Annotated in this window: 25 protein-coding genes and 1 riboswitch; of the genes, 9 read left to right on the top strand and 16 right to left on the bottom strand. The window is 72.6% G+C overall.

What is annotated here, in order from left to right; genetic code table 11:
• From ACFYZS_RS30840 to ribD, 10 genes are all read right to left on the bottom strand, one after another.
• Positions 1-1083 (bottom strand): hemolysin family protein, encoded by a 1083-nt coding sequence (locus ACFYZS_RS30840; protein WP_389019636.1) that lies wholly within the window; start codon positions 1081-1083, stop codon positions 1-3.
• Positions 1080-2549 (bottom strand): hemolysin family protein, encoded by a 1470-nt coding sequence (locus ACFYZS_RS30845; protein ID WP_389019639.1) that lies wholly within the window; start codon positions 2547-2549, stop codon positions 1080-1082. The genes ACFYZS_RS30840 and ACFYZS_RS30845 overlap by 4 nt, the downstream gene beginning before the upstream one ends.
• A gap of 327 nt (positions 2550-2876) precedes the next feature.
• Complete coding sequence (locus ACFYZS_RS30850; RefSeq protein WP_389019641.1) at positions 2877-3341, bottom strand: PH domain-containing protein; 465 nt, start codon at positions 3339-3341, stop codon at positions 2877-2879.
• A 52-nt stretch (positions 3342-3393) separates the two neighbouring features.
• Entirely contained in the window at positions 3394-4242 is an 849-nt protein-coding gene (gene hisG, locus ACFYZS_RS30855) for an ATP phosphoribosyltransferase (protein ID WP_389019644.1), read from the bottom strand.
• 75 nt (positions 4243-4317) lie between these two features.
• Positions 4318-4599 (bottom strand): phosphoribosyl-ATP diphosphatase, encoded by a 282-nt coding sequence (locus tag ACFYZS_RS30860; RefSeq protein ID WP_030157590.1) that lies wholly within the window; start codon positions 4597-4599, stop codon positions 4318-4320.
• 35 nt (positions 4600-4634) lie between these two features.
• Positions 4635-5120 (bottom strand): 6,7-dimethyl-8-ribityllumazine synthase, encoded by a 486-nt coding sequence (ribH, locus tag ACFYZS_RS30865; RefSeq protein ID WP_030871826.1) that lies wholly within the window; start codon positions 5118-5120, stop codon positions 4635-4637.
• Between the two features lie 70 nt (positions 5121-5190).
• Positions 5191-6486: a bifunctional 3,4-dihydroxy-2-butanone-4-phosphate synthase/GTP cyclohydrolase II gene (locus ACFYZS_RS30870; RefSeq protein WP_389019648.1), complete on the bottom strand. Its 1296-nt coding sequence runs from the start codon at positions 6484-6486 to the stop codon at positions 5191-5193.
• Positions 6483-7136 (bottom strand): nicotinamide mononucleotide transporter family protein, encoded by a 654-nt coding sequence (locus tag ACFYZS_RS30875; protein WP_030157585.1) that lies wholly within the window; start codon positions 7134-7136, stop codon positions 6483-6485. The genes ACFYZS_RS30870 and ACFYZS_RS30875 overlap by 4 nt, the downstream gene beginning before the upstream one ends.
• Positions 7133-7756, bottom strand: coding sequence for a riboflavin synthase (locus ACFYZS_RS30880; protein WP_389019652.1), 624 nt, complete (start codon positions 7754-7756; stop codon positions 7133-7135). The genes ACFYZS_RS30875 and ACFYZS_RS30880 overlap by 4 nt, the downstream gene beginning before the upstream one ends.
• Entirely contained in the window at positions 7757-8845 is a 1089-nt protein-coding gene (ribD, locus tag ACFYZS_RS30885) for a bifunctional diaminohydroxyphosphoribosylaminopyrimidine deaminase/5-amino-6-(5-phosphoribosylamino)uracil reductase RibD (RefSeq protein ID WP_389019935.1), read from the bottom strand. It abuts the gene before it with no gap.
• Between the two features lie 258 nt (positions 8846-9103).
• Positions 9104-9233, bottom strand: a riboswitch (FMN riboswitch).
• A 277-nt stretch (positions 9234-9510) separates the two neighbouring features.
• Between ribD and ACFYZS_RS30890 the strand changes: the two genes are divergently transcribed.
• From ACFYZS_RS30890 to ACFYZS_RS30905, 4 genes are all read left to right on the top strand, one after another.
• The gene (locus ACFYZS_RS30890) at positions 9511-11910 is read left to right on the top strand and encodes a chitinase C-terminal domain-containing protein (RefSeq protein WP_389019655.1); all 2400 of its coding nucleotides are present in this window, start codon (positions 9511-9513) and stop codon (positions 11908-11910) included.
• A gap of 101 nt (positions 11911-12011) precedes the next feature.
• The gene (locus tag ACFYZS_RS30895) at positions 12012-12995 is read left to right on the top strand and encodes a sigma-70 family RNA polymerase sigma factor (protein ID WP_389019658.1); all 984 of its coding nucleotides are present in this window, start codon (positions 12012-12014) and stop codon (positions 12993-12995) included.
• Positions 12996-13025: 30 nt separating this feature from the next.
• Positions 13026-13796: an SDR family oxidoreductase gene (locus ACFYZS_RS30900; protein ID WP_389019661.1), complete on the top strand. Its 771-nt coding sequence runs from the start codon at positions 13026-13028 to the stop codon at positions 13794-13796.
• Complete coding sequence (locus ACFYZS_RS30905) at positions 13793-14782, top strand: CorA family divalent cation transporter (protein WP_389019663.1); 990 nt, start codon at positions 13793-13795, stop codon at positions 14780-14782. Before ACFYZS_RS30900 ends, ACFYZS_RS30905 begins: the two co-directional genes overlap by 4 nt.
• A gap of 19 nt (positions 14783-14801) precedes the next feature.
• Here the strand turns inward: ACFYZS_RS30905 and ACFYZS_RS30910 are convergent, their stop codons facing one another.
• On the bottom strand, positions 14802-15959 hold the full coding sequence (locus ACFYZS_RS30910) for an ROK family protein (RefSeq protein WP_389019666.1): 1158 nt from the start codon (positions 15957-15959) through the stop codon (positions 14802-14804).
• Positions 15960-16014: 55 nt separating this feature from the next.
• Between ACFYZS_RS30910 and ACFYZS_RS30915 the strand changes: the two genes are divergently transcribed.
• The 3 genes from ACFYZS_RS30915 to ACFYZS_RS30925 all read left to right on the top strand — a co-directional run bounded on the left by ACFYZS_RS30915 (position 16015) and on the right by ACFYZS_RS30925 (position 19434).
• Positions 16015-17229 carry an MFS transporter gene (locus tag ACFYZS_RS30915; RefSeq protein WP_389019668.1) on the top strand — a complete coding sequence of 405 codons (1215 nt, stop codon included), beginning with the start codon at positions 16015-16017 and terminating at the stop codon, positions 17227-17229.
• A 64-nt stretch (positions 17230-17293) separates the two neighbouring features.
• Positions 17294-18700 (top strand): uracil-xanthine permease family protein, encoded by a 1407-nt coding sequence (locus ACFYZS_RS30920; RefSeq protein ID WP_389019671.1) that lies wholly within the window; start codon positions 17294-17296, stop codon positions 18698-18700.
• Positions 18701-18792: 92 nt separating this feature from the next.
• Positions 18793-19434 carry a DUF5995 family protein gene (locus ACFYZS_RS30925; protein ID WP_053693960.1) on the top strand — a complete coding sequence of 214 codons (642 nt, stop codon included), beginning with the start codon at positions 18793-18795 and terminating at the stop codon, positions 19432-19434.
• Between the two features lie 81 nt (positions 19435-19515).
• On the opposite strand, the gene ACFYZS_RS30930 is transcribed toward ACFYZS_RS30925, so the two are convergent.
• From ACFYZS_RS30930 to ACFYZS_RS30945, 4 genes are all read right to left on the bottom strand, one after another.
• Positions 19516-21213, bottom strand: coding sequence for a flavin monoamine oxidase family protein (locus ACFYZS_RS30930; RefSeq protein ID WP_389019674.1), 1698 nt, complete (start codon positions 21211-21213; stop codon positions 19516-19518).
• A 48-nt stretch (positions 21214-21261) separates the two neighbouring features.
• A complete protein-coding gene (locus tag ACFYZS_RS30935; protein ID WP_389019677.1) occupies positions 21262-22062 on the bottom strand; it encodes a carbon-nitrogen hydrolase family protein in 801 nt (266 codons plus the stop codon).
• A 169-nt stretch (positions 22063-22231) separates the two neighbouring features.
• Entirely contained in the window at positions 22232-22606 is a 375-nt protein-coding gene (locus tag ACFYZS_RS30940; protein WP_389019680.1) for a hypothetical protein, read from the bottom strand.
• 176 nt (positions 22607-22782) lie between these two features.
• Positions 22783-22893, bottom strand: coding sequence for a putative leader peptide (locus tag ACFYZS_RS30945; RefSeq protein WP_389019682.1), 111 nt, complete (start codon positions 22891-22893; stop codon positions 22783-22785).
• Between the two features lie 160 nt (positions 22894-23053).
• Between ACFYZS_RS30945 and ACFYZS_RS30950 the strand changes: the two genes are divergently transcribed.
• Positions 23054-23770, top strand: coding sequence for a GNAT family N-acetyltransferase (locus ACFYZS_RS30950; RefSeq protein WP_389019685.1), 717 nt, complete (start codon positions 23054-23056; stop codon positions 23768-23770).
• 113 nt (positions 23771-23883) lie between these two features.
• Complete coding sequence (locus tag ACFYZS_RS30955) at positions 23884-24201, top strand: WhiB family transcriptional regulator (protein WP_389019688.1); 318 nt, start codon at positions 23884-23886, stop codon at positions 24199-24201.
• A 76-nt stretch (positions 24202-24277) separates the two neighbouring features.
• On the opposite strand, the gene ACFYZS_RS30960 is transcribed toward ACFYZS_RS30955, so the two are convergent.
• Complete coding sequence (locus ACFYZS_RS30960) at positions 24278-24733, bottom strand: Lrp/AsnC family transcriptional regulator (RefSeq protein WP_007262967.1); 456 nt, start codon at positions 24731-24733, stop codon at positions 24278-24280.
• Positions 24734-24736 lie beyond the last annotated feature (3 nt).

Consider the following 24736-nt stretch of genomic DNA (forward strand, 5'->3'; position numbering starts at 1 on the left):
TCAAAGTCCCTTCTGGCCCGCGGCGCTCGTCTGCCGGGGGCCCGGGCGGCGGGCCGGGACGCGGTGCGCGGGATCGCGTACCTCGCCGACCAGCATCTCCAGGACGTCCTCCAGGGCGACCAGGCCCAGCACCCGGCCGGCCGGGTCGGCGACCTGGGCCAGATGGGTGGCGTCCCGGCGCATGACGCTGAGCGCGTCGTCCAGCGGGAGGGTGGCGGACAGGGTGGTCATCCGCCGCCAGACCCGCTGGGGCACGGCCCGCTCCCGGTCCTCCAGGTCCAGTACGTCCTTCACGTGCACGTAGCCCATGAAGGCGCCGTTCTCGGAGCGGACCGGGAAGCGGGAGTAGCCGGTGCGGACGGTGAGCTGCTCGATCTGGCGCGGGGTCGCCGAGGGGCCGACCGTGACGAGCCGGTCCCGGGCGAGCAGGACGTCGGTGACCGGGCGGCTGCCCAGCTCCAGGGCGTCCTCCAGGCGCTCCTGCTCGCCCGGCTCCAGGAGCCCGGCCTGCCGGGAGTCCTCGACGAGCCGGCCGAGCTGGGCACTGGTGTAGACGGCCTCGACCTCGTCCTTGGGCTCCACCTTGAACAGGCGGAGCACCACGTGCGCGCAGGAGCCGAGCGCACTGGTGACGGGGCCGCACAGCCGGGCGAAGGCCACCAGGCCCGGGCTGAACCAGAGGGCGGTCTTCTCGGGCGCGGCCATGGCGAGGTTCTTGGGCACCATCTCGCCGATGACCAGGTGCAGGAAGACGACGGCGGCGAGCGCCACCGCGTAGCCCAGCGGGTGGATCATGCCCTGCGGGATGTGCGCCGCGTGGAAGAGCGGCTCCAGCAGACGGGCCACCGTCGGCTCGGCGACCGCGCCGAGGGTCAGGGAGCAGATGGTGATGCCGAACTGGGCCGCCGCCATCATGCGCGGCAGGTTCTCCAGCCCGTACAGCACCTGGCGGGCCCGCTTGGACTCCTTGGCCAGTGGTTCGATCTGGCTGCGCCGTACGGAGACGAGCGCGAACTCGGCACCGACGAAGAAACCATTGGCCAGGACCAGGAGCAGGGCGAACAGCAGTTGGAGGGCGTTCATCGGCCGGCGCCTTCCAGCTGGGCCGACTGGGCCGGCTGCGGCGAGCGGCCGTCCGGGGAGGCCTGGCGGCCGGGCCCGGTGCGTGCGGCGCCCGCGTCGATCCGGACGGTGGCGCGGGCGGCCTCGGGGCCGGTCCCGTGCGCGGCGGCGGGGACGGCGCCCAGCCGGACCAGCCGGACGCGCTCGGCGCGGTTGCGGCCGACCTGGCGGACGGACAGCCTCCAGCCGGGCAGTTCGGCGCGGTCCCCGGGGGCGGGGATCCGGCCGAGCAGATCCGCGACGAGACCGGCGACGGTCTCGTACGGGCCTTCGGGCACCTCCAGGCCTATCCGGCGCAGGGTGTGCACCCGGCAGCTGCCGTCGGCCTCCCAGGAGGGGCGGCCGTCCTCGGCGGGCACGGCGGCCAGTTCGGGGCTCTCGTCCTCGGCGAGGTCGTGCTCGTCGCGGACCTCGCCCACGAGCTCCTCCACGATGTCCTCCAGGGTGACCACCCCGGCCGTGCCGCCGTACTCGTCGACGACGACGGCCATGGGCTGCTCGCTGCGCAGCCGCTCCAGCAGCGGCTGCACCGGCAGGGAGCCGGGCACCAGCAGCGGGGCCACGCAGATCCGGCTCACGGTGGTGCGGGCGCGCTCGGACTCGGGCACGGCGAGGGCGTCCTTGAGGTGGACGACGCCGGTGACCTCGTCGATGCGCTCCCGGTAGACCGGGAACCGGGACAGCCCGGTGGCGCGGGTCAGGTTCAGCACGTCGGCCGCGGTGGCCGTGTGCTGGAGGGCGCTGACCTTCACCCGGGGGGTCATGACGTGCTGGGCCGTGAGCTCGCCCAGGGAGAGGGTCCGCACGAAGAGGTCGGCGGTGTCCTGTTCGAGGGCGCCGGCCTGGGCCGAATGGCGGACCAGGGAGACCAGTTCGCCGGGGGTGCGTGCGGAGGCCATCTCCTCGGCCGGCTCCACGCCGAGCGCCCGTACGAGACGGTTGGCGACGGCGTTGAGAGCGGCGATGACGGGCCGGAAGGCCCGGGAGAAGACCTGCTGCGGGCCGGCCACGAACCGTGCCACCTGAAGCGGCCGGGAGACGGCCCAGTTCTTCGGGACGAGCTCGCCGACGACCATCTGGACGGCGGAGGCGAGCAGCATGCCGATGAAGACGGCGACGCCGGACACGGCCCCCGCGGGCAGGCCGGTGGCCGCGATCGGCCCGGCCAGCAGTCCGGCGAGGGCCGGTTCGGCGAGCATGCCGACCACGAGGGAGGTGATGGTGATGCCGAGCTGGGTGCCCGAGAGCTGGAAGGAGAGCTCCTTCAGGGCCTCGACCACCGTGCGGGCACGGCGGTCGCCTTCGGCTGCGGCGCGTTCGGCCTCGGGCCGTTCCACGGTGACGAGGCCGAATTCGGCCGCCACGAAGAAGCCGTTGGCGAGGATCAGGGCGAATGCCGCCCCGAGCAGAAGTAGCGGGATGGTCATGCCGCCGCCTCCGTGGGGAGGGCGGCGCGGGTACTACCGGACGATCCGTCCATTGCTGGAGGGAGTCACTCCTCAAGTCGCAGGTGCCCGCGGGCCTCGGGGTCCCGGGGCCGGTGGGAGGGCGTACGGGTGCGCCCCGCCACCAGGGTAGTCACTGAGATCGCCGCCGCAATGGGACGCAGCGGTCGGCTGCGGCTCCGGTGCTTCGTCCGAGAGCCGCTCAAGGCCCGCACGAGCCCTGTTCGAGGCCCGTTCCACGGCTGTTCGCCGCTTGTTCGGGCAGCGTCGGCCGGGATGCGCCGTTCGGACGTGCGCGCGGCGGGCGGCTCAGTGGTGGTGCGGCCCGGTTCCCCGGGCCTCGGCGAGCGCGCGCAGCGCGCGGGCGTCGCCGATGGCCTGCTGCTTGGCCACGCCCGGCTGGATGCCGAGGGCGGGCAGGCTCGTACCGTCGCTGAGGTCCAGGAACACCCACGGGTCGCCGGGGCGGAGGTTGACGCGCAGGATCTGCGCCCACTCCAGGCGGCGGGTGTTGGTCAGGTTCACGACGGTGACGCCCGCCTCGTCCGCGACCACCTTGGGGCGGCTGAGCAGGACGAGTACGGACGACAGCAGGACGGCGGTGAAGATGAAGCTGAGCCGCTCGCCCGGGCCGAGGTTCTCCAGCAGCAGGGCGATCGCCGTGATGGTGGCGAACATGGCGAGCCCGACGCCCAGCAGGACGGCCCGGGTACGGGTCGGCCGGAAGGTGACCGGCAGGGCGGGCAGGGCGGGCTGGGCGGCGGACTCGGCCATGATGCGGGAGATGCCTTCGGGAGGGGGCGTACGGATCGGAAGGACGTACGGGTCAGAGACGGCAGGCGTGGATCGAGGTGGTGAGGATCGCGCGCGCGCCCAGCTCGTACAGGTCGTCCATGATCCGCTGCGCTTCCTTGGCCGGGACCATCGCGCGGACGGCGACCCAGCCCTCGTTGTGCAGCGGGGAGATGGTCGGCGACTCCAGGCCCGGGGTGAGGGCCACGGCCCGCTCGAGGTGCTCGGCGCGGCAGTCGTAGTCCATCATCACGTAGCTGCGGGCCACCAGGACGCCCTGGAGGCGCCGCAGGAACTGCTGGGCCTGCGGGTTCTCGGCGTCGGCGCCGTTGCGGCGGATGACCACGGCCTCGGAGGTGAGGATCGGCTCGCCGATGACCTCCAGGCCGGCGTTGCGCAGGCTGGTGCCGGTCTCGACGACGTCCGCGATGATCTGGGCGACGCCGAGCTGGATGGCGGTCTCGACCGCGCCGTCCAGGTGTACGACGGAGGCGTCGATGCCCTGCTCGGCGAGGTGCTTGGCGACGATTCCCTCGTACGAGGTCGCGATCGTCATCCCGGTGAAGTCCTCGGGGCCCTTCGCGGTGCCGGGCCTGGTGGCGTAGCGGAAGGTCGAGCGGCCGAAGTTCAGCGCGAGGATCTCCTCCGCGCTGGCGCCGGAGTCGAGCAGCAGGTCACGGCCGGTGATGCCGATGTCGAGCTTGCCCGAGGCGACGTAGATCGCGATGTCCTTGGGGCGGAGGTAGAAGAACTCCACGCCGTTCTCGGGGTCGAGGACCACGAGCTCCTTGGACTCCTTGCGCTGGCGGTAGCCGGCCTCATGGAGCATCGCCGACGCCGCTCCGGAGAGTGAACCCTTGTTGGGGACGGCGATGCGCAGCATGGGGCTTCCTTCAGTGCGTGATTGCGAAACGTGTGGGTGAACGGCGGGCGGGGGACCCGCGGGACGGGCTCCGGCCTAGAGGTGCGCGTAGACGTCGTCGAGGGAGATCCCGCGCGCGACCATCATCACCTGGACGTGGTACAGCAGCTGGGAGATCTCCTCGGCGGCGGCTTCCTTGCCCTCGTACTCGGCGGCCATCCAGACTTCCGCGGCCTCCTCGACGATCTTCTTGCCGATCGCATGGACGCCCTTGCCGACGAGCTCGGCAGTGCGGGAGGAGCCGGGGTCGCCGGTGGCGGCCTTGAGCTGAAGCTCGGTGAAGAGCTCTTCGAAACTCTTGGAGGGTGTGTTCGCCATGATGGTCCTCAGAATACGGGGTCCCCCGCCGCCGCTCAGTGCCAGGGTTCGCTGACGGACCGCAGGGTGACGGCGGTCGAGACGGCGGCGATGACCGCTTCGTGTCCCTTGTCCTCGTTCGACCCCTCGAGCCCGGCGCGGTCCAGCGCCTGCTCGTCGTTGTCGCAGGTCAGTACGCCGAAGCCGACGGGGACTCCGGTGTCGATCGACACCTGCACCAGGCCTTGGGTGACGCCCTGGCAGACGTATTCGAAGTGCGGGGTGCCGCCGCGGATGACGACTCCGAGGGCGACGATGGCATTGTAGCCGCGGCCGGCCAGCACCTTCGCCGCGACCGGGAGCTCGAAGCTGCCCGGGACGCGGAGCAGGGTCGGCTCGTCGATGCCCAGTTCGTGCAGGGCGCGCAGGGCGCCGTCGACGAGCCCGTCCATGACCTTCTCGTGCCACTGGGCCGCGATGACGGCGACCCGGAGGTCTCCGCAGTTCCTGACACTCAGTTCGGGTGCGCCCTTGCCGCTCACAGCTGTGCTCCTCGGTTCTTCGTGGTTCGTGGTTCGTGGTGGTGTGCGTACGCGGGTGGTGCGTACGTGCTTACTGGTTGCCGCAGGTGGTGGCGGTCACGGCCCGGTCCAGCCAGGGCAGGTCGTGGCCCATTCGGTCCCGCTTCGTGCGCAGGTACCGCAGATTGTGCTCCCCGGCCTCCGTGGGCATGGCCACCCGGTCGTTGACCGCGATGCCGTGCCGTACGAGGGCGGCGGACTTGTCGGGGTTGTTGGTCAGCAGCCGGACGCTCTTGACGCCGAGGTCGGCGAGGATCTGCGCGCCGGCGGCGTAGTCGCGGGCGTCGGCGGGCAGGCCGAGCTCCAGGTTGGCGTCCAGGGTGTCGCGGCCGCGCTCCTGGAGTTCGTACGCGCGCAGCTTGGACACCAGTCCGATGCCGCGGCCCTCGTGACCGCGCAGGTAGACGACCACGCCGCGGCCCTCGTCCTTGATGCGGGCCATGGAGGCGTGCAGCTGGGGGCCGCAGTCGCAGCGCAGGGAGTGGAAGATGTCGCCGGTCAGGCACTCGGAGTGGACCCGGACCACGACGTCCTGGCCGTCGCCGATCTCGCCGTGGACGAGGGCGACGTGCTCGACTCCGTCGACGGCGGAGCGGTAGCCGTACGCCGTGAAGTCGCCGTGGGCGGTCGGCAGGGCGACCGTGGCCTCGCGTCGCACGGTGGGCTCGGCGGAGCGGCGGTAGGCGATCAGGTCCTCGATGGAGATGATCGTCAGGCCGTGCTTGCGGGCGAAGGGGATCAGCTCGGGCAGGCGCAGCATGACGCCGTCCTCGCCGGCGATCTCCACGATCGCGCCGACGGGGCGCAGGCCCGCGAGGCGGGCGAGGTCGACGGCGGCCTCGGTGTGGCCGTTGCGGACCAGGACGCCGCCGGGCTTGGCGCGCAGCGGGAAGACGTGGCCGGGGCGGACGAAGTCCGAGGGCTCGGAGATGCCGTCGGCGAGCATCCGCAGGGTGGTGGAGCGGTCGGCGGCCGAGATGCCGGTGGTGACGCCGTGGGCGGCACTGGCGTCGACGGAGACCGTGAAGGCGGTCTTCATCGACTCGGTGTTGTTCTGGACCATCTGGGGCAGCTCGAGCCGCTCCAGCTCGGGGCCTTCCATGGGGGCGCAGATCAGGCCGCGGCACTCGCTCATCATGAACGCGACGATCTCGGGGGTGGCCTTCTCGGCGGCGATGACGAGGTCGCCCTCGTTCTCGCGGTCCTCGTCGTCGACGACGACGACCGGCCGGCCGGCCGCGATGTCGCGGATGGCCTGCTCGACGGGGTCGAGCCGGAAGACGGCGTCGAGGACGGCGTCGATGTCGGGCACGGGCTTGAGGGTCATGCCGTTGCTCCTTCCAGGGCCGGGGCGGGGGTGGTGCGCGAACGCTGGTACCAGTCGTGGGCGCCCCAGAGGACGAGCGCGAAGTAGACGACGTAGACGAGGCCGGAGAAGGCCAGTCCGTTGGTGAAGGCGAGCGGGACGCCGACCAGGTCGACGAGGAGCCAGGCGAACCAGAACTCGACGAGTCCGCGGGCCTGGGCGACCATCGCGACGATCGTGCCGACGAAGATGTAGGCGTCGGCCCACGGGCTCCAGGACAGGTTCGGGAAGAGCGTGAACAGTCCGCCCACGGCGAGGGTGCCCAGCGCCGCCCCGGCGAGGAGCAGTCCGCGCTCCGTCCAGGTGGCGGTGCGCACCGCGAGGGTGCCGTCCTGGGCCTGCTGCCGTCCGCGCTGCCAGGCGCGCCATCCCCAGGCGGCCACGCCGATGACGAGGAGCTGCTTGCCGACGCCGCCGGCGAGGTGGGCGGAGGCGTAGGCGGCTATGAGGATCAGGCCGGACAGGAGCTGGGCGGGCCAGGTCCATATGGAGCGGCGCCAGCCGAGGGCGAGGGCGGCCAGGCCCATCAGGTTGCCGATCATGTCGGACCAGATGACCTTCTGGCCGAAGACCGTGAAGGCCTCCGCGTTGAGCCAGGTCAGGGCGGTCACTGCTGCTCCTCCTTGGCGGTCAGCGGGTCCACCCCGGCGGCGAGCAGGCGCTCGACGTACTTCGCGAGGACGTCGACCTCGAGGTTGACCGGGTCGCCGGGCTGCTTGAGGCCGAGGGTGGTCAGCGCGAGGGTGGTGGGGATGAGGCTGATGGTGAACCAGTCCGCGGCGGCCTCGACCACGGTGAGGCTGACTCCGTCCACCGTGATGGAGCCCTTCTCCACGACGTACCGGGACAGGTTCCGCGGGAGCGAGACCTTGACGATCTCCCAGTGCTCGGAGGGCGTCCTGGACAGGATCTCGCCGGTGCCGTCCACGTGCCCTTGGACCAGGTGTCCGCCGAGCCGTCCGCCGAGGGCCATCGGCCGCTCCAGGTTGACCCGGGAGCCCGCGTGGAGGACGCCGAGGCTGGACCGCTTGAGGGTCTCCTGCATGACGTCGGCGGTGAACTCGCCGTCGCCCGTCTCCACGACGGTCAGGCAGACGCCGTTGACGGCGATGGAGTCGCCGTGCTTGGCGCCGTCGGTGACGACGGGTCCGCGCAGGCGGAAGCGGGAGGCCTCCGAGAGCTGCTCGACGGCGGTGACCTCGCCCAGTTCTTCGACGATTCCGGTGAACACTCAGTGCTCCTTGGGGGCGGTGGGGGTGGGGACGGCTTCGGGTACGGGTACGGCGGTGATGCGCAGATCGGTGCCGACGCGGACGGCCTCGGTGATGTCGAGGCGCACCGCGCGGGCGATGGTGGTGATGCCTGCGTCGGCGAGGGCGGCGGGGCCGGAGCCGAGGAGGGCCGGGGCGAGGTAGCCGATGACGCGGTCGACGGCCCCGGCTTCGAGGAAGGCGCCCGCGAGGGTGGGGCCGCCTTCCAGGAACACGGAGCGCACACCGCGGGCGTACAGCCGCGCGAGCAGGTCGTGGACGGCGATGCGGCCGTCGTGCAGGGGCAGCCGGAGCAGGTCGACGCCGTCCGGCAGGTGCCGGGTGTCGGCGTCCTCGCCGACGACGAGCAGCGTGGGCGCGGCGTCGTCGAGGATGCGGGCGGTCGCCGGCAGGCCGGCGCGGGTGTCGAGGGCGACGCGCAGGGGCTGGGTGGCCCCTTCGACGCCGCGTACGGCCAGGTGGGGGTCGTCGGTGCGCAGGGTGCCGCCGCCGACGAGGACGGCGTCGGCCTCGGCGCGCAGCCGGTGGACGTCGGCGCGGGATTCCGGGCCGGTGATCCAGCGGCTGCTGCCGTCCGCGGCGGCGCTGCGGCCGTCGAGGGTGGCGGCGTACTTCCAGGTCACGTGCGGGCGGCCCAGGCGTACGGAGGTGAGCCAGGCGGCGTTGCCGGCCGCGGCCTCGGTCTCCAGGAACCCGCCCTCGGCCGTGATCCCGGCGGCGCGCAGGGTGGCGGCGCCGCCGCTGGCCTGCGGGTTCGGGTCGGGGACGGCGTAGACCACGCGGGTGACGCCCGCCTCGACGAGGGCCCGGGCGCAGGGGCCCGTACGACCGGTGTGGTTGCAGGGTTCGAGGGTGACGTACGCGGTGCCGCCGCGGGCCGCCTCGCCGGCGGCGCGCAGGGCGTGGACCTCGGCGTGCGGGCCGCCGGCCCGCTCGTGCCAGCCCTCGCCGACGACGGTGCCCGCGGCGTCGGTGATGACGCAGCCGACGACCGGGTTGGGGCTGGTGGAGCCGAGGCCGCGGGCGGCGAGCGCGATGGCGCGGCGCATGGCCGGGGCGTCGGTCAGAGCGCCGGCGGCGGCATCGGTCTCGGTCTCGCCGAGGGCGTCGTGCGGTGCGTGCGCGGCGTGGTTCGCCACCGGGTCCTCCTGCCTCGATCGGGCACGGACTCCGGGGCCTGTCGGGATACGACAGATGAAGCGGTACAGCACACGCGGGGACGCCGAGGCCGAAAAACGGTCCGTCCGGACGCATCCGCAGGGATACGCCGATGAACCGCCGACGGCGGCGTACCGGTGACTGGCCCGCCGCGCACTGCCTCCCATCCGGACTTTCACCGTCGGTCCAGGAATTTCACCTGGTCAACCGGCCGCTGGCTGCGGACGGGTCGCGGACTATACCGCCGGTTCGGAATTACACCGACCCCGGAGTGCGCTGCTTACTGGTACTGCTGCCAGTTTGCCACGGTCGATCGTCGGCCATGCGAGCGAGGCGCTGTGGCCTGGGTCACAAGGGGGCGGCCGCGCGAGAGTCCGTCATGTCCGGCCGTGATTGGTCCAGACCTATTGACGGGGTGGTCTAGTCCTCTTAACGTTCCCTTCATCTTCCCCGGGAGACAGCCCGTCAGATGTGCGCACGTCACGGGCCAACACGCACCACATCTCCGCCTGTTGTGTCCCTTGTGTCTGCCATCCTCCCCTCCCCAGGAGGCACCATGCCGTCCCCCACACGTATGAGAGCGATGCTCCTGGCATCCGGCGCGGCGATCGCCGGACTGCTACTACCCGCAGTGTCGACGGCCTTTTCGCACGCCGCCTGGGGGTCCCCCCAGGCGGAGTCCGGGGGAGAGAGCTGTCGCCCGGACGGGCTGTACAAGACGGCCGGCGTCGACGTCCCGTACTGCTCGGTCTACGACTCCGAGGGCCGCGAGAAGATGGGCGCCGACCACCAGCGCCGCGTCATCGGATACTTCACCGGCTGGCGTACGGGCAAGGACGGCACCCCCGCCTACCTCGCCAACAACGTCCCGTGGTCCAAGGTGACCCACCTGAACTACGCCTTCGCCCACGTCGGCTCCGACAACAAGATCTCGGTCGGCGCCGACAACGCGAACAACGCCGCCACCGGGATGACCTGGCCGGGAGTGGCGGGCGCCGAGATGGACCCGGCCCTCCCCTACAAGGGCCACTTCAACCTGCTGAACAAATTCAAGAAGCAGTACCCGAACGTCAAGACGCTGATCTCGGTCGGCGGCTGGGCCGAGACCGGCGGCTACTTCGGCGACGACGGCAACCGCGTCGCCTCCGGCGGCTTCTACTCGATGGCCACCAACGCCGACGGCTCGGTCAACCAGGCGGGCATCGACACCTTCGCGGACTCCTCGGTCGCGTTCATCCGGAAGTACGGTTTCAACGGCGTCGACATCGACTACGAGTACCCGACCACCATGAAGGACGCGGGAAACCCGCTGGACTGGCAGCTTTCCAACGCCCGCCGGGCCGGCCTCGTCCAGGGCTACGCCGCCCTGATGAAGTCGCTGCGCGAGAAGCTCGACCGCGCGGGCGCCGCCGACGGCAAGCACTACCTGCTCTCCGTCGCCGCCCCCTCCTCCGGCTACCTGCTGCGGGGCATGGAGACGTTCCAGATGCAGAAGTACCTGGACTACGTCAACATCATGTCCTACGACCTGCACGGCGCCTGGAACGAGTACGTCGGCCCGAACGCCTCGCTCTTCGACGACGGCAAGGACGGCGAACTCGCCGCCGCCGGGGTCTACTCCACCTCCCAGTACGGCGGCATCGGCTACCTGAACTCCGACTGGGCCTACCACTACTTCCGCGGCTCGATGCCGGCCGGCCGCATCAACATGGGCCTGCCGTACTACACCCGCGGCTTCAAGAACGTTCAGGGCGGCACGGACGGACTGTGGGGCAAGGCCCCCGCGACCACCTGCCCGGCCGGCGCGGGGCTGACCAAGTGCGGTGACGGCGCGGTCGGCATCGACAACCTGTGGCACGACCTGGACACCAACGGGGTCGAGTCCCCGGCGGGCTCCAACCCGATGTGGCACGCCAAGAACCTGGAGAAGGGCGTCGTCGGCGACTACGTCACCACGTACGGCTTCCCCGCGAACACCACGCTGACCGGCACCTACTCCCGCAAGTACGACTCCACCCTGGTGGCGCCGTGGCTGTGGAACGCCCAGAAGAAGGTCTTCCTGTCGACGGAGGACGAGCAGTCCGTCGCCGCCAAGGCCGACTACGTGGTGAACAAGGGCATCGGCGGCACGATGGTCTGGGAGCTGGCGGGCGACTACGGGTACAACGCCGCCAAGGGCCAGTACGAGATGGGCGACACGCTCACCTCCCTGATGTACGAGAAGTTCAAGTCGGCCGCGCCGTACGGCGCCAAGAAGGCGGGCGCGACCGCCCTGCCCACCCAGGCCGTGGACATCAAGACGGAGTTCGGCGAGTTCAAGCTGGGCGACTCCAACTACCCGATCACCCCGAAGCTCAAGATCACCAACAACACGAAGGCCACGCTGCCCGGCGGTACGGAGTTCCGGTTCGACTACGGGACCTCGGCCCCGGACAACGCCTCCGACCAGTCCGGCTTCGGCACGAAGGTGATCAGCAGCGGCCACACCGGCACCAACGTCGGCGGGCTGAAGGGCGACTTCCAGCGGGTCTCGCTGAAGCTCCCGGCGTGGCAGACGCTGGCCCCCGGCGCCTCGGTGGACCTGGCGTTCAACTACTACCTGCCGGTCTCCACACCCTCCAACTGGACGGTGAACATCTCCGGCACCACCTACGCCCTCGCCGGGGACCTGGCCCGCGGTACGACGCTCGTCGAGCCGGGGGGCCCGACGATCCCGCCGACCACGCCGCCCACGACCCCGCCCACCACTCCCCCGACGACGCCGCCGACCACCCCGCCGACGACCCCGCCGGGCGGAACCTGCACGAACCCGGCGTACGTCGCGGGCACGATCTACAACAGCGGGAACCTCGTCTCCCACAAGGGCCACAACTGGAAGGCCCAGTGGTGGACACAGAACGAGGAGCCCGGCACCACCGGTGAGTGGGGCGTCTGGAAGGACCAGGGCGCCTGCTGACACCGCGGAGTCGCCCTGAGTAGACAGACGTGAGGACCCGGTGGCCCGGCGGCCACCGGGTCCTCGCACGTGCAGCCGCGGGCCCCTCGTAGGCTGCTGCCGTGATCGCACAGGACCCCGCGCCGCTCGCGGACTTCGAGCAGCACCGGCCGCGGATGTTCGGGATCGCCTACCGCATGCTCGGCTCGGCCGCCGAGGCGGAAGACGCCGTCCAGGACGCCTGGCTGCGGTGGAGCTCCGCCGGGCGCGAGGACGTCGGGCACCCCGGGGCCTGGCTCGCCAAGGCCGTCACCCGCCTGTGCCTGAACCGCCTCGCCTCGGCGCGGGCCCGGCGCGAGGAGTACCCCGGCCCCTGGCTCCCGGAGCCGGTCCTCACCGGGGACGGGGCACTGGGCCCGCTGGAGTCGGCCGAGCAGCGGGAGGGCGTCTCCATCGCCCTGCTGGTGCTGCTGGAGCGGCTGACGCCGGTGGAGCGGGCCGTGTACGTGCTGCGCGAGGCCTTCGCGTACGGCCACCGGGAGATCGCCGCCCTGCTCGACCTGGCCGAGCCCAACTGCCGGCAGCTCTACCGGCGGGCCGCGGGCCGGGTGGAGGCGGCGCGGGCGCAGTCCGGGCGGGCGGAATCGGGGCGGGCGGAATCGGGGCGGGCGGAATCGGGGCGGGCGGCCGCGGCGCGGCCGCGCTTCGAGCCGGATCCGGCGCAGTGGCACCGGCTCGTGGAGGCCTTCCTGACGGCGGCGCGCGAGGGGGACCTGGCCCGGCTGGAGTCCATGCTGAGCGCCGACGTGCGGTACGTGGCGGACGGCGGCGGGATCGTGTCCGCGGCCCGGCGGCCGATCCTGGGCCGGGACAAGGTGGCGCGGTTCCTGGCGGGTGCGCTGCGCCGGTACGGGGCCGGTCTGCCGATCTCCCTCGCGGAGGTCAACGGCGAGCCCGCGCTGCTGTTCGGCGCGGCGGTGGTCCTGCAGGTGGAGGTCGATGACGGGCTGGTCCGCGGGGTGCGGAGCATGGCGAATCCGGAGAAGCTGGAATTCCTTCAGCGGCAGCTGTCACATTCCCGGGGGCTGTCCGGTCATGTCCGGTGAACGGAACCCTTCAGGGAAGGAACGGACACCATGGGCACGATTCTCGTCACCGGAGGCACCGGAAACCTCGGCGGGCTGGTCGTCACCAGGCTGCGGGCGGCGGGCCACGACGTACGGGTGCTGAGCCGCCGCTCGAAGGACCACCCGGTCGACCTGCGGGACGGTACCGGGCTGGATGCGGCGATGGCCGGCGCGGAGGTGGTCGTGCACTGCGCGAGCAGTCCGCGCGGCGGTGACGACGTGGCCGCCGGCCACCTGATCGAGGTGGCCCGGCGGGCCGGGACGGTCACGAACATCGTCTACATCTCGATCGTCGGGGTCGACGTGGTCCCGTTCGGCTACTACACGGTGAAGCACAAGGTCGAGCGGATGCTGGAGGCTTCGGGGCTGGGCGTGACGATCCTGCGCACGACGCAGTTCCACGACCTGGTGGCGATGCTGATGGACGCGCTGACGAAGGTGCCGGCGGTGCCGGTGCCGCTGCCGAAGGGGGTCCGGGTGCAGCCGGTCGCCGTGGAGGAGGTCGCGGACCGGATGGCGGAACTGGCCGTGCCGGCCCCGGCGGGCCGGGTCGCGGACATGGGCGGCCCGGAGATCCACACGCTGGTGGAACTGGGCCGGGCGTACCTCGCGGCGGCGGGAAGCCGGCGCAGGGTGTTCGCGCTCCCGCTGGCGGGGAAGGCGTACGCGGCCTTCCGCCGCGGCGGAAACCTGGCCCCGTCCCACGCCTCCGGCAAGGGCACGTTCGCGGAGTTCCTGGCGCGCCGCCCCCACGGCGTGGTCCACGGTGCGGGGCGATGATCGTTTCGGTCGTGTCCATGCCGGAGGGCGTCGCGCGGCGCACCCCGGTGTCCGAGGCCCGCGAGCGCCTGGCGCAGGCGCGCTTCCTGTTCGTGGACGCGGAGCTGCCCGAGCGGGCACCGCCCGGGGAGCAGCCGATCGCCCGCCTGCTCGGCCTGGAGGCCGAGGAGCTGCCGTGGTTCGGCCGGGAGAGGGAATCCGCCCGCGCCGAGTTCCTCGGGGACGCCGCCGCGTTCGTCGTCCCCGCGATCGAGGCGGGCCGGGTCGTGCACCTCCACGTCGTGGCCACCGAGCGGTACCTGGTCACGGTGCACCGGGGGCCGGCCGGGCTGGTGGAGGAGCTCGTCGCCCGGTTCCCGCGCGAACGGCCCCCCGACGCCGTGGCCGTGCTGTTCCTGCTGCTGGGCGAGGCTCTGGAGACCTACCGGCGGTCGGCCGTCCAGGCCCTGCTGGAGGTGGAGGACCTGGAGGACGAGATGTTCCGGCGGCGCAAGCCCGAGCAGCTCTACAGCCTGGCGCGGCTGCGCCGGACCGCGGCGCTGCTGCACCACACGCTGCTCCCCTACCACCAGGCGGCGGAGGAGGCCATCACGCGCCGGGTGCTGAACCCGAACTTCCCGGCGGAGCGCCAGCGGCTGGCCCGCGAGTACCAGCGGATGTCGAGGCTGGTGCTGACGGACATCGAGGCGCTCCAGGAAGCCGCCCGGCGGGGCTTCGGCACCTACACCTCGCTGGTGTCCGGCGAGCAGAACGGTGTGATCAACCGGCTGGCGATCGTTTCCACGATCTTCCTGCCGCTGACCTTCCTGACGGGGTTCTTCGGCATGAACTTCGCCTACCTGACGGACGAGCTGGAGAGCCGGGTGATCTTCTGGGTGCTCGCCGTGGGCCTCCAGGTGGTCTTCCTGGCCGGCGCCCTCTACGTGCTGCACCGCACCCGCATCTGGCGCCGGCTCCACGACGACGAGACCGTCGACGAGGAGTAGCCCGTCCGGCCGGTGCGGCTCAGGAGGCGAAGAGGTCCGCCTGCACGGCTTCGCGGGCGGCCAGTCTCGCTCCCGTCAGGACCGCCGAATCCCCGAGGGTGGTGGAGCGAACCTCCATCGGGACCGGGGTCAGTGTCGTCAGGCGGCGGGCCACCGCCGACGCGAGGGCGGGGCCGCCCGCGTGGCCGAGCTCCCCCGCCAGGACCAGGCACCCCGGGTCCAGGACCGCCGCGACCGCCGCCGCGCCCAGCGCCAGCCGCTCCGCCAGGGAGTCGAGGAAGGGTTCGCCCGCCGCCCCCGCCACCGCTTCCTCCACCGGGCCCGTCCAGCCGTGCTCCGCCGCCAGCGCCGCCACCGCGTCCCTGCCGACCAGCGCGTGGAACCCGCCCCCGCAGTCCGTGGCCGAGGGCAGCCGTCCCGTGCCCGGCACCGGCAGGAAGCCGATCTCGCCCGCTCCGCCGGAGGCACCCCGGCGGAGCCGCCCGTCCAGGACCACCGCCGCGCCCACGCCCGCGCCGAGCCACAGCAGGACGAAGGAGTCCAGGTCCCGGGCCGCGCCGACGCGCTGTTCGGCAAGGGCCGCCAGGTTGGTCTCGTTCTCCACGGCCACCGCGGCCGGCAGCCGCCGCTGCAGCGCCTCGACCAGGTCCCGGTGCCAGGCGGGCAGTCCGACGGTGCTGCGCAGGTCCCCGGACGGGGCCACCAGACCCGGGGCGCCGACCACCACCGTGTGCAGCCCGTCCGCCCCCGCCTGCCGCCCGAGGGCCTCCAGTACGTCCACCGCCTCGTCCACCGCGTCCACCGGGAGCGCGGCCTGGGCGAGCGGGCGGCCGAGCAGGTCCGCGACGACCGCCGTCGCGCTGTCCGTCCGTACGTCCAGGGCCGCCAGGTAGGCGCGGCGGGCGACGATCCCGTACACCCGGGCGTTGGGGCCGCGGCGCTGCTCGCCCGACTCCCCCACCACCTCGATCAGGCCGGCTTCGGTGAGCCGCTCGACGAGATCGGCGACCGACGGGCGGGACAGGCCGGTCATCGCCTTGAGCTGAGTGGCGGTCAGCGGCCCCTCCTCCTGCAGGAGTCGCAGGGCCAGGCGGTCGTTGATGGCCCGGGCCGTGCTCGGCGACGCGGGCGAGGGAGCGGCGGGGGTCAAGGCCTTGGCAGGAGTCACGGCGCTCATCTTAGGTAGCTCCACGGCACTAACTATCAGGCAGGGTCCCTGATAGTTTAATTCCATGACAGGGGAAACAGACCTCAGCCCGGCGCGCCTGCGCCATGCCCGCCACGCCATCGCCGCCGTCTTCTGCACCCACGGGGCCGTCACGGGCTCCTTCGCCACCCGCATCCCCTGGATCCAGGACCACGCCCAGCTCGGCGCGGGCACCCTGGGCCTCGCCCTCGCCTTCCCCGCGCTGGGCGCCGCGGTCGCGATGCCGCTGGCCGGCCGGATCAACCACCGCTTCGGGGCCCGCCCCGCGCTGCGCCGGCTGCTGGTGCTGTGGACCCTGTCCCTGATCCTGCCGAGCCTCGCCCCCAACCTGGCGACCCTCTGCTTCGCCCTGTTCGTCTACGGGGCGACCGCCGGCATGGCGGACGTGGCCATGAACGCGCTGGGCGTGGAGACCGAGAACCGGCTCGGCCGCTCGATCATGTCCTCGCTGCACGGCATGTGGAGCGTGGGGGCGCTGATCGGCTCGGCGGCCGGCACCGTCGCCGCGCACGCCGGGGCCGACGCCCGGCTGCACCACCTGTTCGCCGCGCTCGCCCTGACCGCGGCCGGGCTGGCCGCCGTACGAGGGGTGCTCGACCTGCGCAGCGCCGCGGGGGCCGAGGCCCCGCCGCACTTCGCACTGCCCCCGAAGTCCGCGCTGCTGATCGGCGCGATCGGCTTCTGCGCGGTCTTCGCGGAGGGCGCGAGCATGGACTGGTCGGCGGTCTACCTGCGCGACGTACTGGACACGGACGCCGGCCTCGCGGCCGCCTGCACCACCGCGTTCGCGCTCACCATGGCCCTCGCCCGGCTCGTCGGGGACCGGGTGGTGGACCGGTTCGGGGCGGTGCGCACCGTCCGGGCGAGCGGGGTGGTGGCCACCGCGGGCGGGGGGCTCGTGGTGGCGGCCGGGAACCCTGCCGCGGCGATCGCGGGCTTCGGGCTGATCGGGCTCGGCATCGCGGTGGTGGTGCCGCTGGCCTTCGCGGCCGCCGCGCGCAGCGGGCCGGCCCCGGCGCAGGCCATAGCGGGCGTCGCGACGATCACGTACACCTCGGGGCTGATCGCGCCGTCGGCGATCGGCGCGGTGGCGGACGCGACCTCGCTCGTGGTGTCCTTCGGGCTGGTCACGCTGCTCGCGTTCGCGCTGGTGGCGGGGGCCGCCGTACTGCGGCAGAAGCCCGTGTCGGCCGGGGCCGCACCCGCGGACCTGGACGAACCGGCAGCTATCCGGCCGTAATATTGCGCAGGCTGCTCTGCGGCCCGGATGCTTGATCGATCGGTTCGACGGGAGTGGTGGGAACATGGGCCTCGGCGTGGGCTGGACCCTGCACGGAGACGGGCGGACCCCCGCCCCCGGCGCGGTGGTACGCCCGGACGAGCGGCTGTCGTGGCCGCGGACCGCCGGGCTCGGCGCCCAGCACGTCGTGGCGATGTTCGGGGCGAGTTTCGTCGCGCCCGTCCTGATGGGCCTCGACCCGAACCTGGCGATCATGATGTCGGGTGTCGCGACGGCCATCTTCCTGCTGGCGACGCGCGGGCGGGTGCCCTCCTACCTGGGCTGCTCCCTCTCCTTCGTGGGCGTCGCCGCGGCGATCCGGGCGGGCGGCGGGGACAGCGCGGTCGTCACGGGCGCGGTGTTCGTGGTCGGCGCGGCGCTGTTCCTGGCGGGGCTCGCCGTGCGGCGCTTCGGGGCACGGGTCATCCACACGGCGATGCCGCCGGTGGTGACGGGCGCGGTGGTGATGCTGATCGGCTTCAACCTGGCGCCGGTGACGGCCTCGACGTACTGGCCGCAGGACCAGTGGACGGCGCTGCTGACCATGCTGGTCACCGGAGCGGCCGTGGTCTGCCTGCGCGGCTTTTGGTCGCGCATCGCGATCTTCCTCGGGCTGCTCTTCGGGTACGGCCTCTCCTGGGTCCTCGACCTGCTCTTCGGCAAGATCCACTCGACGGTCGGCGGGCAGGAGGCCGTGGACCACTGGCGGCTCGACCTCTCCGGGGTCGCCTCGGCGGACTGGATCGGGCTGCCGAGCTTCCACGCCCCGCAGTTCGAGTGGTCGGCGATCCTGATCGCGCTGCCGGTGGTGATCGCGCTGATCGCCGAGAACGCCGGGCACATCAAGGCGGTCGGCGAGATGACCGGCGACCCGCTCGACGACGAGCTCGGCACGGCGATCGCGGCGGACGGCGCCGCGTCGATGCTCTCCACGGCGGTGGGCGGCCCGCCGAACACCACGTACTCCGAGAACATCGGCGTGATGGCGGCCACCCGCGTCTACTCGACGGCGGCCTACTGGGCGGCCGCCGGCTTCGCCCTGCTCTTCGGCCTGTGCCCCAAGTTCGGCGCGGTCGTCGCCGCGATCCCGGGCGGGGTGCTCGGCGGGATCACCGTGATCCTGTACGGGATGATCGGCCTGCTCGGCGCGCAGATCTGGATCAACGGCGGGGTGGACCTGCGCAATCCGCTGAACCTGGTGCCGGCCGCGGCGGGCATCATCATCGGCATCGGCGGGGTGAAGCTGCACCTCACGGACAGCTTCGAGCTGGGCGGCATCGCGCTCGGCACCATCGTGGTGATCACCGGCTACCACGCGCTGCGGTACTTCGCGCCCGCGCACCTGAAGCAGCAGCCGCTGCTCGACGCGGGCACGTCGGCCTACGACGCGGGCACGGCCGACGGCGGAGCGGACCGGGACACCCGCCCCTGACCGAGCCGCCGAAGGGGCCCGGTTCGCCCGAACCGGCGAAGCACACGGCCAAGTTCCCCGGATCCGCACCGCCGGCTGCGACGCTGCCACCCATGGAAGCGGTACTCGCGCGGATGCGCGCCCTGGACGAGCGGCTCCCCGCGCAGGACGGTGTCGCCGTCTTCAACCGGGTGTACCTGACGGTGACGGAGACCCTGCACGCGCGCATCTCCCACGGGGAGTTCCCGGCGCCCCGGCGGGCGGAGGCGCTGAGCGTGCGGTTCGCGGAGCGGTACCTGACGGCGGTGGAGGCGGACCGGGCCCCGGCCTGCTGGCGCCCGCTGCTCCAGTACCGGCGCCATCCGGGCGTCCGGCCGCTCCAGCACGCCCTGGCCGGGATCAACGCCCACATCGGGCACGACCTGGCGCTGGCGGTGGTCGCCACCTGCCGGGCCCTGGACTGCGAACCGCGCGCCCTGGAGGCGGACTTCGACCGGGTCGGCGACACCCTGGTCTCCCTGGAGGAGCACATCCGGGAGGACCTCATGCCGGGCCCGGACCTGCTGGAGATCGCCGACCCGCTGACGCACCTGCTCGGATCCTGGAGCCTGGACCGCGCCCGCGGCGCGGCCTGGTCGGCGGCCCGCCTCCTGTGGACCCTGCGCCGCTCCCCCGACCTGGCGGAGGAGTTCACGGACTCGCTGGACGCGGGCGTCGGCCTGGTGGGCCGCTGCCTCCTCACCCCGACCTCCTGAGCGGGGGTGTGAAAACGGGCCGCCGCCGCGCTCGTGGCGCGGGGGCGGCCCGTGGTCATGGGGAGGCGGCGACCGGGTGGGTCAGTCCTCCGGGAGCTCGACCGGGGCTATCTCGTCGTAGACGTCGCCCGGGCCGGGGTTGGTGGCGTCCGTGGAGCCGCCGAGGTGGTGCATGACGCCCCAGACCGCGTTCAGCGCCGTCTGGACCGCGCCCTCGGCCCAGCCCGCCGTCCAGGAGATGTCGTCGCCCGCGAGGAAGATGCCGCGCTTGTCCTCGGGGAGGCGGTCCTGCATGAAGTGGGTGAACAGGCGGCGCTGGTAGCGGTAGTGGCCCGGCAGGTTGGCCTTGAACGCGCCCATGAAGTAGGGCTCGTTCTCCCAGGACACGGTCACCGGGTTGCCGATGATGTGGCGGCGGATGTCGACCTTCGGGTAGATCTCGCCGAGGGACTTCAGCATGACCTCCATCCGCTCGTTGGCGGACAGCGGGAGCCACTTGAGGCTGTCGTCGCACCAGGTGTACGACAGGCAGATCACGGCCGGCTTGTCCGGGCCGTCGTCCAGGAGGTAGGTACCGCGGGTCATGCGGTCCGTCAGGGTCATCGACATGACGTCGCGGCCCGTCTCCTCGTCCTTGTCCAGCCAGAACGGGCGGTCCACCGGCACGAAGAGCTTCGAGCTCTCCATGTAGTGGGTGCGCTCCATCGCCGTCCAGTGGTCGATCGGGAACAGCGAGTCGTCGCAGGCGATCTTGGACAGCAGCATCCAGGACTGCGCCGTGAAGATCGCGGCGCGGTACGTGCGGATGTCGCCCGAGGAGTCGGTGACCGTGATCCGGTTGCCGGCGGTGCGGTGCAGGCGGGTCACCGCAGGGCGCGGGGTGCCCTCGTGCAGGGAGGACAGCGAGGTGCCCTGCGCCCAGTGGACGATCTTCTCGGGCTCGCGCTCCCACAGCCGCATCGGCAGCTGCTGCGAGCCGCCCACGATGCCGCGGTGGTGGTCGTCGGCCTCGGTGTAGACGACGCGCAGGATCTCCAGGATGGAGTTCGGGAAGTCGGTGTCCCAGCCGCCCGTGCCGAAGCCGACCTGGCCGAAGATCTCGCGCTTGCGGAAGGACTGGAAGGCCTCGGACTTGCAGAGGAAGCCGTAGAAGGTCTCGTCGTCGAGCTTCTCGACGAGCTTCGCCCAGATCTCGCGGATGCGCGGGACGTCGCGCTCGCGCATCGCCTGGTTCATGTCGGAGAAGTCGGCGCCCTCGTCGAGGCAGGCGTTCCACGCCTCGGCGACGTCGCGGTAGATCTGCGGGAGGTCGGCGATCGTCTCCGCGTAGTGGGTCTCGCCCTTGAGGTCCACGACCGTCGAGGGGGTGGCCTCGGCGAGCGGGTTCGGGAAGGGCTCGGTGACCAGGCCCACCAGGTCGATGTAGTGCTGGAGCGCGGTGGAGGACGGCGGGAAGCGCATGGCGCCCATCTCCGCGGTCAGGCCCTCGGTGCCGGCGCCCTCGAAGCCGACGGTGCGCAGTCGGCCGCCGATCTGGTCCGCCTCGTAGACGACGGGCTTGAGGCCCATCTTCATCAGCTCGTACGCGGAGATGATGCCGGACAGTCCGCCGCCGATGACGGCGACCTCGGTGCCGAACTCGGTCGCCGGGATCTGGCCCAGGCCCGCGGGGTGGGCGAGGAAGTCGTCGTACGCGTACGGGAAGTCCGGGCCGAACATGGTGATCGGCGGCTGTCCGTCGCTGTGCGGGACGGCGGTGGTGGGCACCGTGGACGTCATGGGGTACGGCTCCTTGCGGGGGTGGGGCAGGGGGGAGGGCGCTGGGGCTCAGACGAGGGAGGCGTAGAGCCCGGGGCGGCGGTCGCGCAGGTACGGGTTGGTCTCGCGCGACGCGCGCAGCAGCTCGGGATCGGCCTCGCCGATCACCAGCTCCTCGCCGCGCCCGGCCCGGGTGCGGGTCACCCCGTCGGGGCTCGCCAGGCAGCTGAGTCCGACGAACTCGAACTCGCCTTCCGGACCGGTGCGGTTGACGTACGCGATGTACATCTGGTTCTCGAAGGCCCGTACGGGGACGAGCTGTTCGGCGACGAACTGGAACGGGTGCATCTGCGCGGTCGGCACCAGGAGGAGGTCGGTGCCGGCCAGGGCGTGCGCCCGGACGTTCTCGGGGAACTCCACGTCGTAGCAGATCATGATGCCGACGCGGAGGCCGTTCAGGTCCGCCTGGACGACGGGGGTGTCGCCGGGGGTGAAGGCTTCCTGTTCGAAGCAGCCGAAGAGGTGGGTCTTGCGGTAGTTCGCGAGCCGGACCCCGTCGGGGCCGATGAGCTGGGCCGAGTTGTAGACGGTGTCCCCGTCGCGCTCCGGGTAGCCGTACAGGACGGCGACGCCGTGGCGGCGGGCGATCTCGCCGATGGCGCGGGCCGACATGCCGTCGGCGGCCTCGGCGAGGGCGGCGACGTCCTCGACCTCCAGCGCGTAGCCGGTCAGGAACATCTCCGAGGTCACGAGGAGCCCCGCACCCGCCTGTGCGGCGCGCTCCGCGGCCCCGTCGAGCGCCTTCAGGTTCTCGGCGGTGTCGCCGAGCCGTCCGGAGCTCTGGAGGAGGGCGGTGCGCAGCGGGGGCATGGGCGTACCTCTGTGGCAGGAGGGGAGTGGGTCCTATTGAAGGTACGTTCACCCGTTCGACGCCGACAAGCCATGACTGTTGCGCTCCGCGCATCGATTCGTTGCGCGTTTTGCGGGGCATGCGGCGATTCGTTGCGCGGGACCCTTCGGGTTCCCCTCCCGCCGGCGGCTACGTGTCGGCGCGGAAGGCCGGGTGGCCGTGCAGTCGCCACAGGTCGTCGAGGATATCGTCCGTGTCGTTGCCGATGACGCGGCCGCTCCAGGTGTCGCACAGGGCGGGGACGGCCAGCGCGCCGTCGTAGTGGTGTCCGGCGGCCTCGTAGGCCCGGCGCAGCGCCTCGTACGAGGCGGGCGTGGAGAGCAGGGTGGTGGCGACGGAGTCCTGCAGGCCCAGCCGGGCGAGCGCGGCCGCCACGCGCAGGGAGCTCGGACAGTCGGCGCGCAGGTACAGGCGGTAGCGGTGCGGTACGGGCGAGAAGCCGGCGCCGATGCGGCCGCGCAGGACGAGGGCCGGACCGGTTCGGGGCAGGACCAAGGGCAGCATGACTCTCCTTGAGGACGGCGCGAGGGCGTGGCGGACCTCCCGGCGGCGCGGTGCGCGCCGGGTTCACGGAGGCGGTGCGGGGGTGCGTACGCGGCGCGGCGGCGCGTGGAACGCCCGGGCCCCGCGGGTCGGGCGGGACCGCCGGGGGGCCGTGCGCGGCGTACGGGAGGAGGGGGTCAGGCGCTCGCGCGGAAGGCGCTGCTCACCCGCAGCAGGTCGATGTGCAGGCGCCGGGTCAGCCAGCAGCGACGGAGGATCCGCACGCGTGCGCCCACCGTCCTGGCCATGTCCACCGACTCCGTCCCGCCCCTGGGGCATAAACCCGCCCGCGACGGACGCTGACTCTCGTGACCGTCGTCACCAGCAGTCTCGTGGCGGTGTGCGGGGCCGTCAAGAAGGTGGTGGGCGGTCCTGCGGCCGTTCCCGAGGGAAGGAGTTCCCCACCCCATGGCGCCCGACACCGATACGGCCACGCCCGTGCACGTCCTCGACAACCCGGTCTGGGCCGCGCTGAGCGGCCCGAGCAGTGCCTTCGCCGAGACCGGGCCCCGGGGGCTCGCGGCCCGGTACGTCCGCGACACCTCGCCGTTCGTCGCGCTCGCGGACCCGCAGGACCCGGACGCCTGGGCGGATCTGGCCGAGCTGGCCGGCCCGGGCACGACGGTGTGGATCACCGGCCTGCCGACCCCGCCCCCGGGGTGGACGACGGAGGACTCGATACCGGGCGTGCAGCTGGACGGCGGGGCGGTACAGGCCGAGGCGGCGCCCGAGGCGGTCCTGCTGGGGCCGGCCGACGTGCCGGAGATGCTGGAGCTGGTCGGCCTCACGAAGCCGGGGCCGTTCGCCCGGCGCACCGTCGAGCTGGGCACGTACCTCGGGATCCGGCACGAGGGCCGGCTCGTCGCGATGGCGGGGGAACGGATGCGGCCGCCGGGCTGGTCGGAGATCAGCGCGGTGTGCACGCACCCGGACCACCGCGGCCGCGGCCTGGCCGGCCGCCTGATCCGCGCGGTGGCCGCCGAGATCCGCGGGCGCGGCGACCGCCCGTTCCTGCACGCGGCGGCGGACAACACCGGGGCGATCGCCCTCTACGAGTCGATGGGGTTCACGCTGCGCAGGCGCCCGCTCTTCATCGGGGTCCGCACCCCGGACGAGCGGGCCTGACACGGGACTTCGCGGGGTCGGACCGGGGCCGAGGCGGGACCGGGCCGGGGCCGGCAGGTTTCGCGCGGCGGGGAGTGGCCAGACGCGTGGGGAATCCACGGAAAGGAACTGCCATGACCGACGTCTCAAGGCTGCCCGGCACCGCACACCATCACTGGCAGTGGCAGCTGCGGGCCGCCTGCCGGAATCTGGGGCCGGGCCGGTTCTACCACCCGGCCGGTGAGCGGGGCGAGGAGCGCGAGGACCGGGACGAGGCCGCGAAGCGGGTCTGCGCCGTCTGCCCGGTGCGCACCGCGTGCCTGGAGCACGCGCTGCGGACCCGGGAGCCCTTCGGGGTCTGGGGCGGGCTGACGGAGGAGGAGCGCCGGGCCCTGCTGGAGCCGGCCCGCCGCCGCGCCGGTGCGGCCCGCGTGAACGCCGGGCACCGCTGAACGCCGCCCGCGGGACCCCGGACGCGACTGCGCCCCGGCATCGGGATGCCGGGGCGCAGTGGTGTCCGGGGGCGCATCAGGCCGGGGCGCCCGAGGTGAAGCGGCGCAGCAGCGGCGAGAGGACGAGCACCGACTTGGTGCGCTCCACGAACGGCTCGCCCGCGATGCGCTCCAGTACGCGCTCGAAGTGCCGCATGTCGGAGGCGAAGACCTGGACGAGGGCGTCCGCGTCGCCGGTGACGGTCGACGCGGACACCACCTCGGGGTACCGCTCCAGCCCTCGCCGGATGTCGTCCGGGGAGGTGTTGTGGCGGCAGTAGATCTCGATGAAGCCCTCGGTCTCCCAGCCCATGGCGGCGGGGTCGACGCGGACGGTGAAGCCGGTGATGGCCCCCTCGGCCCGCAGCCGGTCCACGCGCCGCTTCACGGCCGGGGCCGAGAGTCCGACCTCGGAGCCGATGTCGGCGTAGGAGCGGCGGGCATCCTCGGCGAGGGCGTGCACGATGCGTTCGTCGAGATCGTTCAGTCGCACTGC

The organism is Streptomyces sp. NPDC001903 (assembly GCF_042891345.1).
Taxonomy (GTDB): Bacteria; Actinomycetota; Actinomycetes; order Streptomycetales; family Streptomycetaceae; genus Streptomyces.

What these genes read in the sequence shown, in the direction of transcription:
- ribD (WP_389019935.1), bottom strand. Translation starts at nt 8,845, where the DNA reads ATGCGCCGCGCCATCGCGCTCGCCGCCCGCGGCCTCGGCTCCACCAGC.
- ACFYZS_RS30925 (WP_053693960.1), top strand. Translation starts at nt 18,793, where the DNA reads ATGGAAGCGGTACTCGCGCGGATGCGCGCCCTGGACGAGCGGCTCCCC.
- ACFYZS_RS30840 (WP_389019636.1), bottom strand. Translation starts at nt 1,083, where the DNA reads ATGAACGCCCTCCAACTGCTGTTCGCCCTGCTCCTGGTCCTGGCCAAT.
- ACFYZS_RS30930 (WP_389019674.1), bottom strand. Translation starts at nt 21,213, where the DNA reads ATGACGTCCACGGTGCCCACCACCGCCGTCCCGCACAGCGACGGACAG.
- ACFYZS_RS30915 (WP_389019668.1), top strand. Translation starts at nt 16,015, where the DNA reads ATGACAGGGGAAACAGACCTCAGCCCGGCGCGCCTGCGCCATGCCCGC.
- ACFYZS_RS30910 (WP_389019666.1), bottom strand. Translation starts at nt 15,959, where the DNA reads ATGAGCGCCGTGACTCCTGCCAAGGCCTTGACCCCCGCCGCTCCCTCG.
- ACFYZS_RS30950 (WP_389019685.1), top strand. Translation starts at nt 23,054, where the DNA reads ATGGCGCCCGACACCGATACGGCCACGCCCGTGCACGTCCTCGACAAC.
- ACFYZS_RS30935 (WP_389019677.1), bottom strand. Translation starts at nt 22,062, where the DNA reads ATGCCCCCGCTGCGCACCGCCCTCCTCCAGAGCTCCGGACGGCTCGGC.
- hisG (WP_389019644.1), bottom strand. Translation starts at nt 4,242, where the DNA reads ATGCTGCGCATCGCCGTCCCCAACAAGGGTTCACTCTCCGGAGCGGCG.
- ACFYZS_RS30860 (WP_030157590.1), bottom strand. Translation starts at nt 4,599, where the DNA reads ATGGCGAACACACCCTCCAAGAGTTTCGAAGAGCTCTTCACCGAGCTT.
- ACFYZS_RS30900 (WP_389019661.1), top strand. Translation starts at nt 13,026, where the DNA reads ATGGGCACGATTCTCGTCACCGGAGGCACCGGAAACCTCGGCGGGCTG.
- ACFYZS_RS30945 (WP_389019682.1), bottom strand. Translation starts at nt 22,893, where the DNA reads ATGGCCAGGACGGTGGGCGCACGCGTGCGGATCCTCCGTCGCTGCTGG.
- ACFYZS_RS30955 (WP_389019688.1), top strand. Translation starts at nt 23,884, where the DNA reads ATGACCGACGTCTCAAGGCTGCCCGGCACCGCACACCATCACTGGCAG.
- ACFYZS_RS30890 (WP_389019655.1), top strand. Translation starts at nt 9,511, where the DNA reads ATGCCGTCCCCCACACGTATGAGAGCGATGCTCCTGGCATCCGGCGCG.
- ACFYZS_RS30905 (WP_389019663.1), top strand. Translation starts at nt 13,793, where the DNA reads ATGATCGTTTCGGTCGTGTCCATGCCGGAGGGCGTCGCGCGGCGCACC.
- ACFYZS_RS30870 (WP_389019648.1), bottom strand. Translation starts at nt 6,486, where the DNA reads ATGACCCTCAAGCCCGTGCCCGACATCGACGCCGTCCTCGACGCCGTC.
- ACFYZS_RS30845 (WP_389019639.1), bottom strand. Translation starts at nt 2,549, where the DNA reads ATGACCATCCCGCTACTTCTGCTCGGGGCGGCATTCGCCCTGATCCTC.
- ACFYZS_RS30940 (WP_389019680.1), bottom strand. Translation starts at nt 22,606, where the DNA reads ATGCTGCCCTTGGTCCTGCCCCGAACCGGTCCGGCCCTCGTCCTGCGC.
- ACFYZS_RS30850 (WP_389019641.1), bottom strand. Translation starts at nt 3,341, where the DNA reads ATGGCCGAGTCCGCCGCCCAGCCCGCCCTGCCCGCCCTGCCGGTCACC.
- ACFYZS_RS30920 (WP_389019671.1), top strand. Translation starts at nt 17,294, where the DNA reads ATGGGCCTCGGCGTGGGCTGGACCCTGCACGGAGACGGGCGGACCCCC.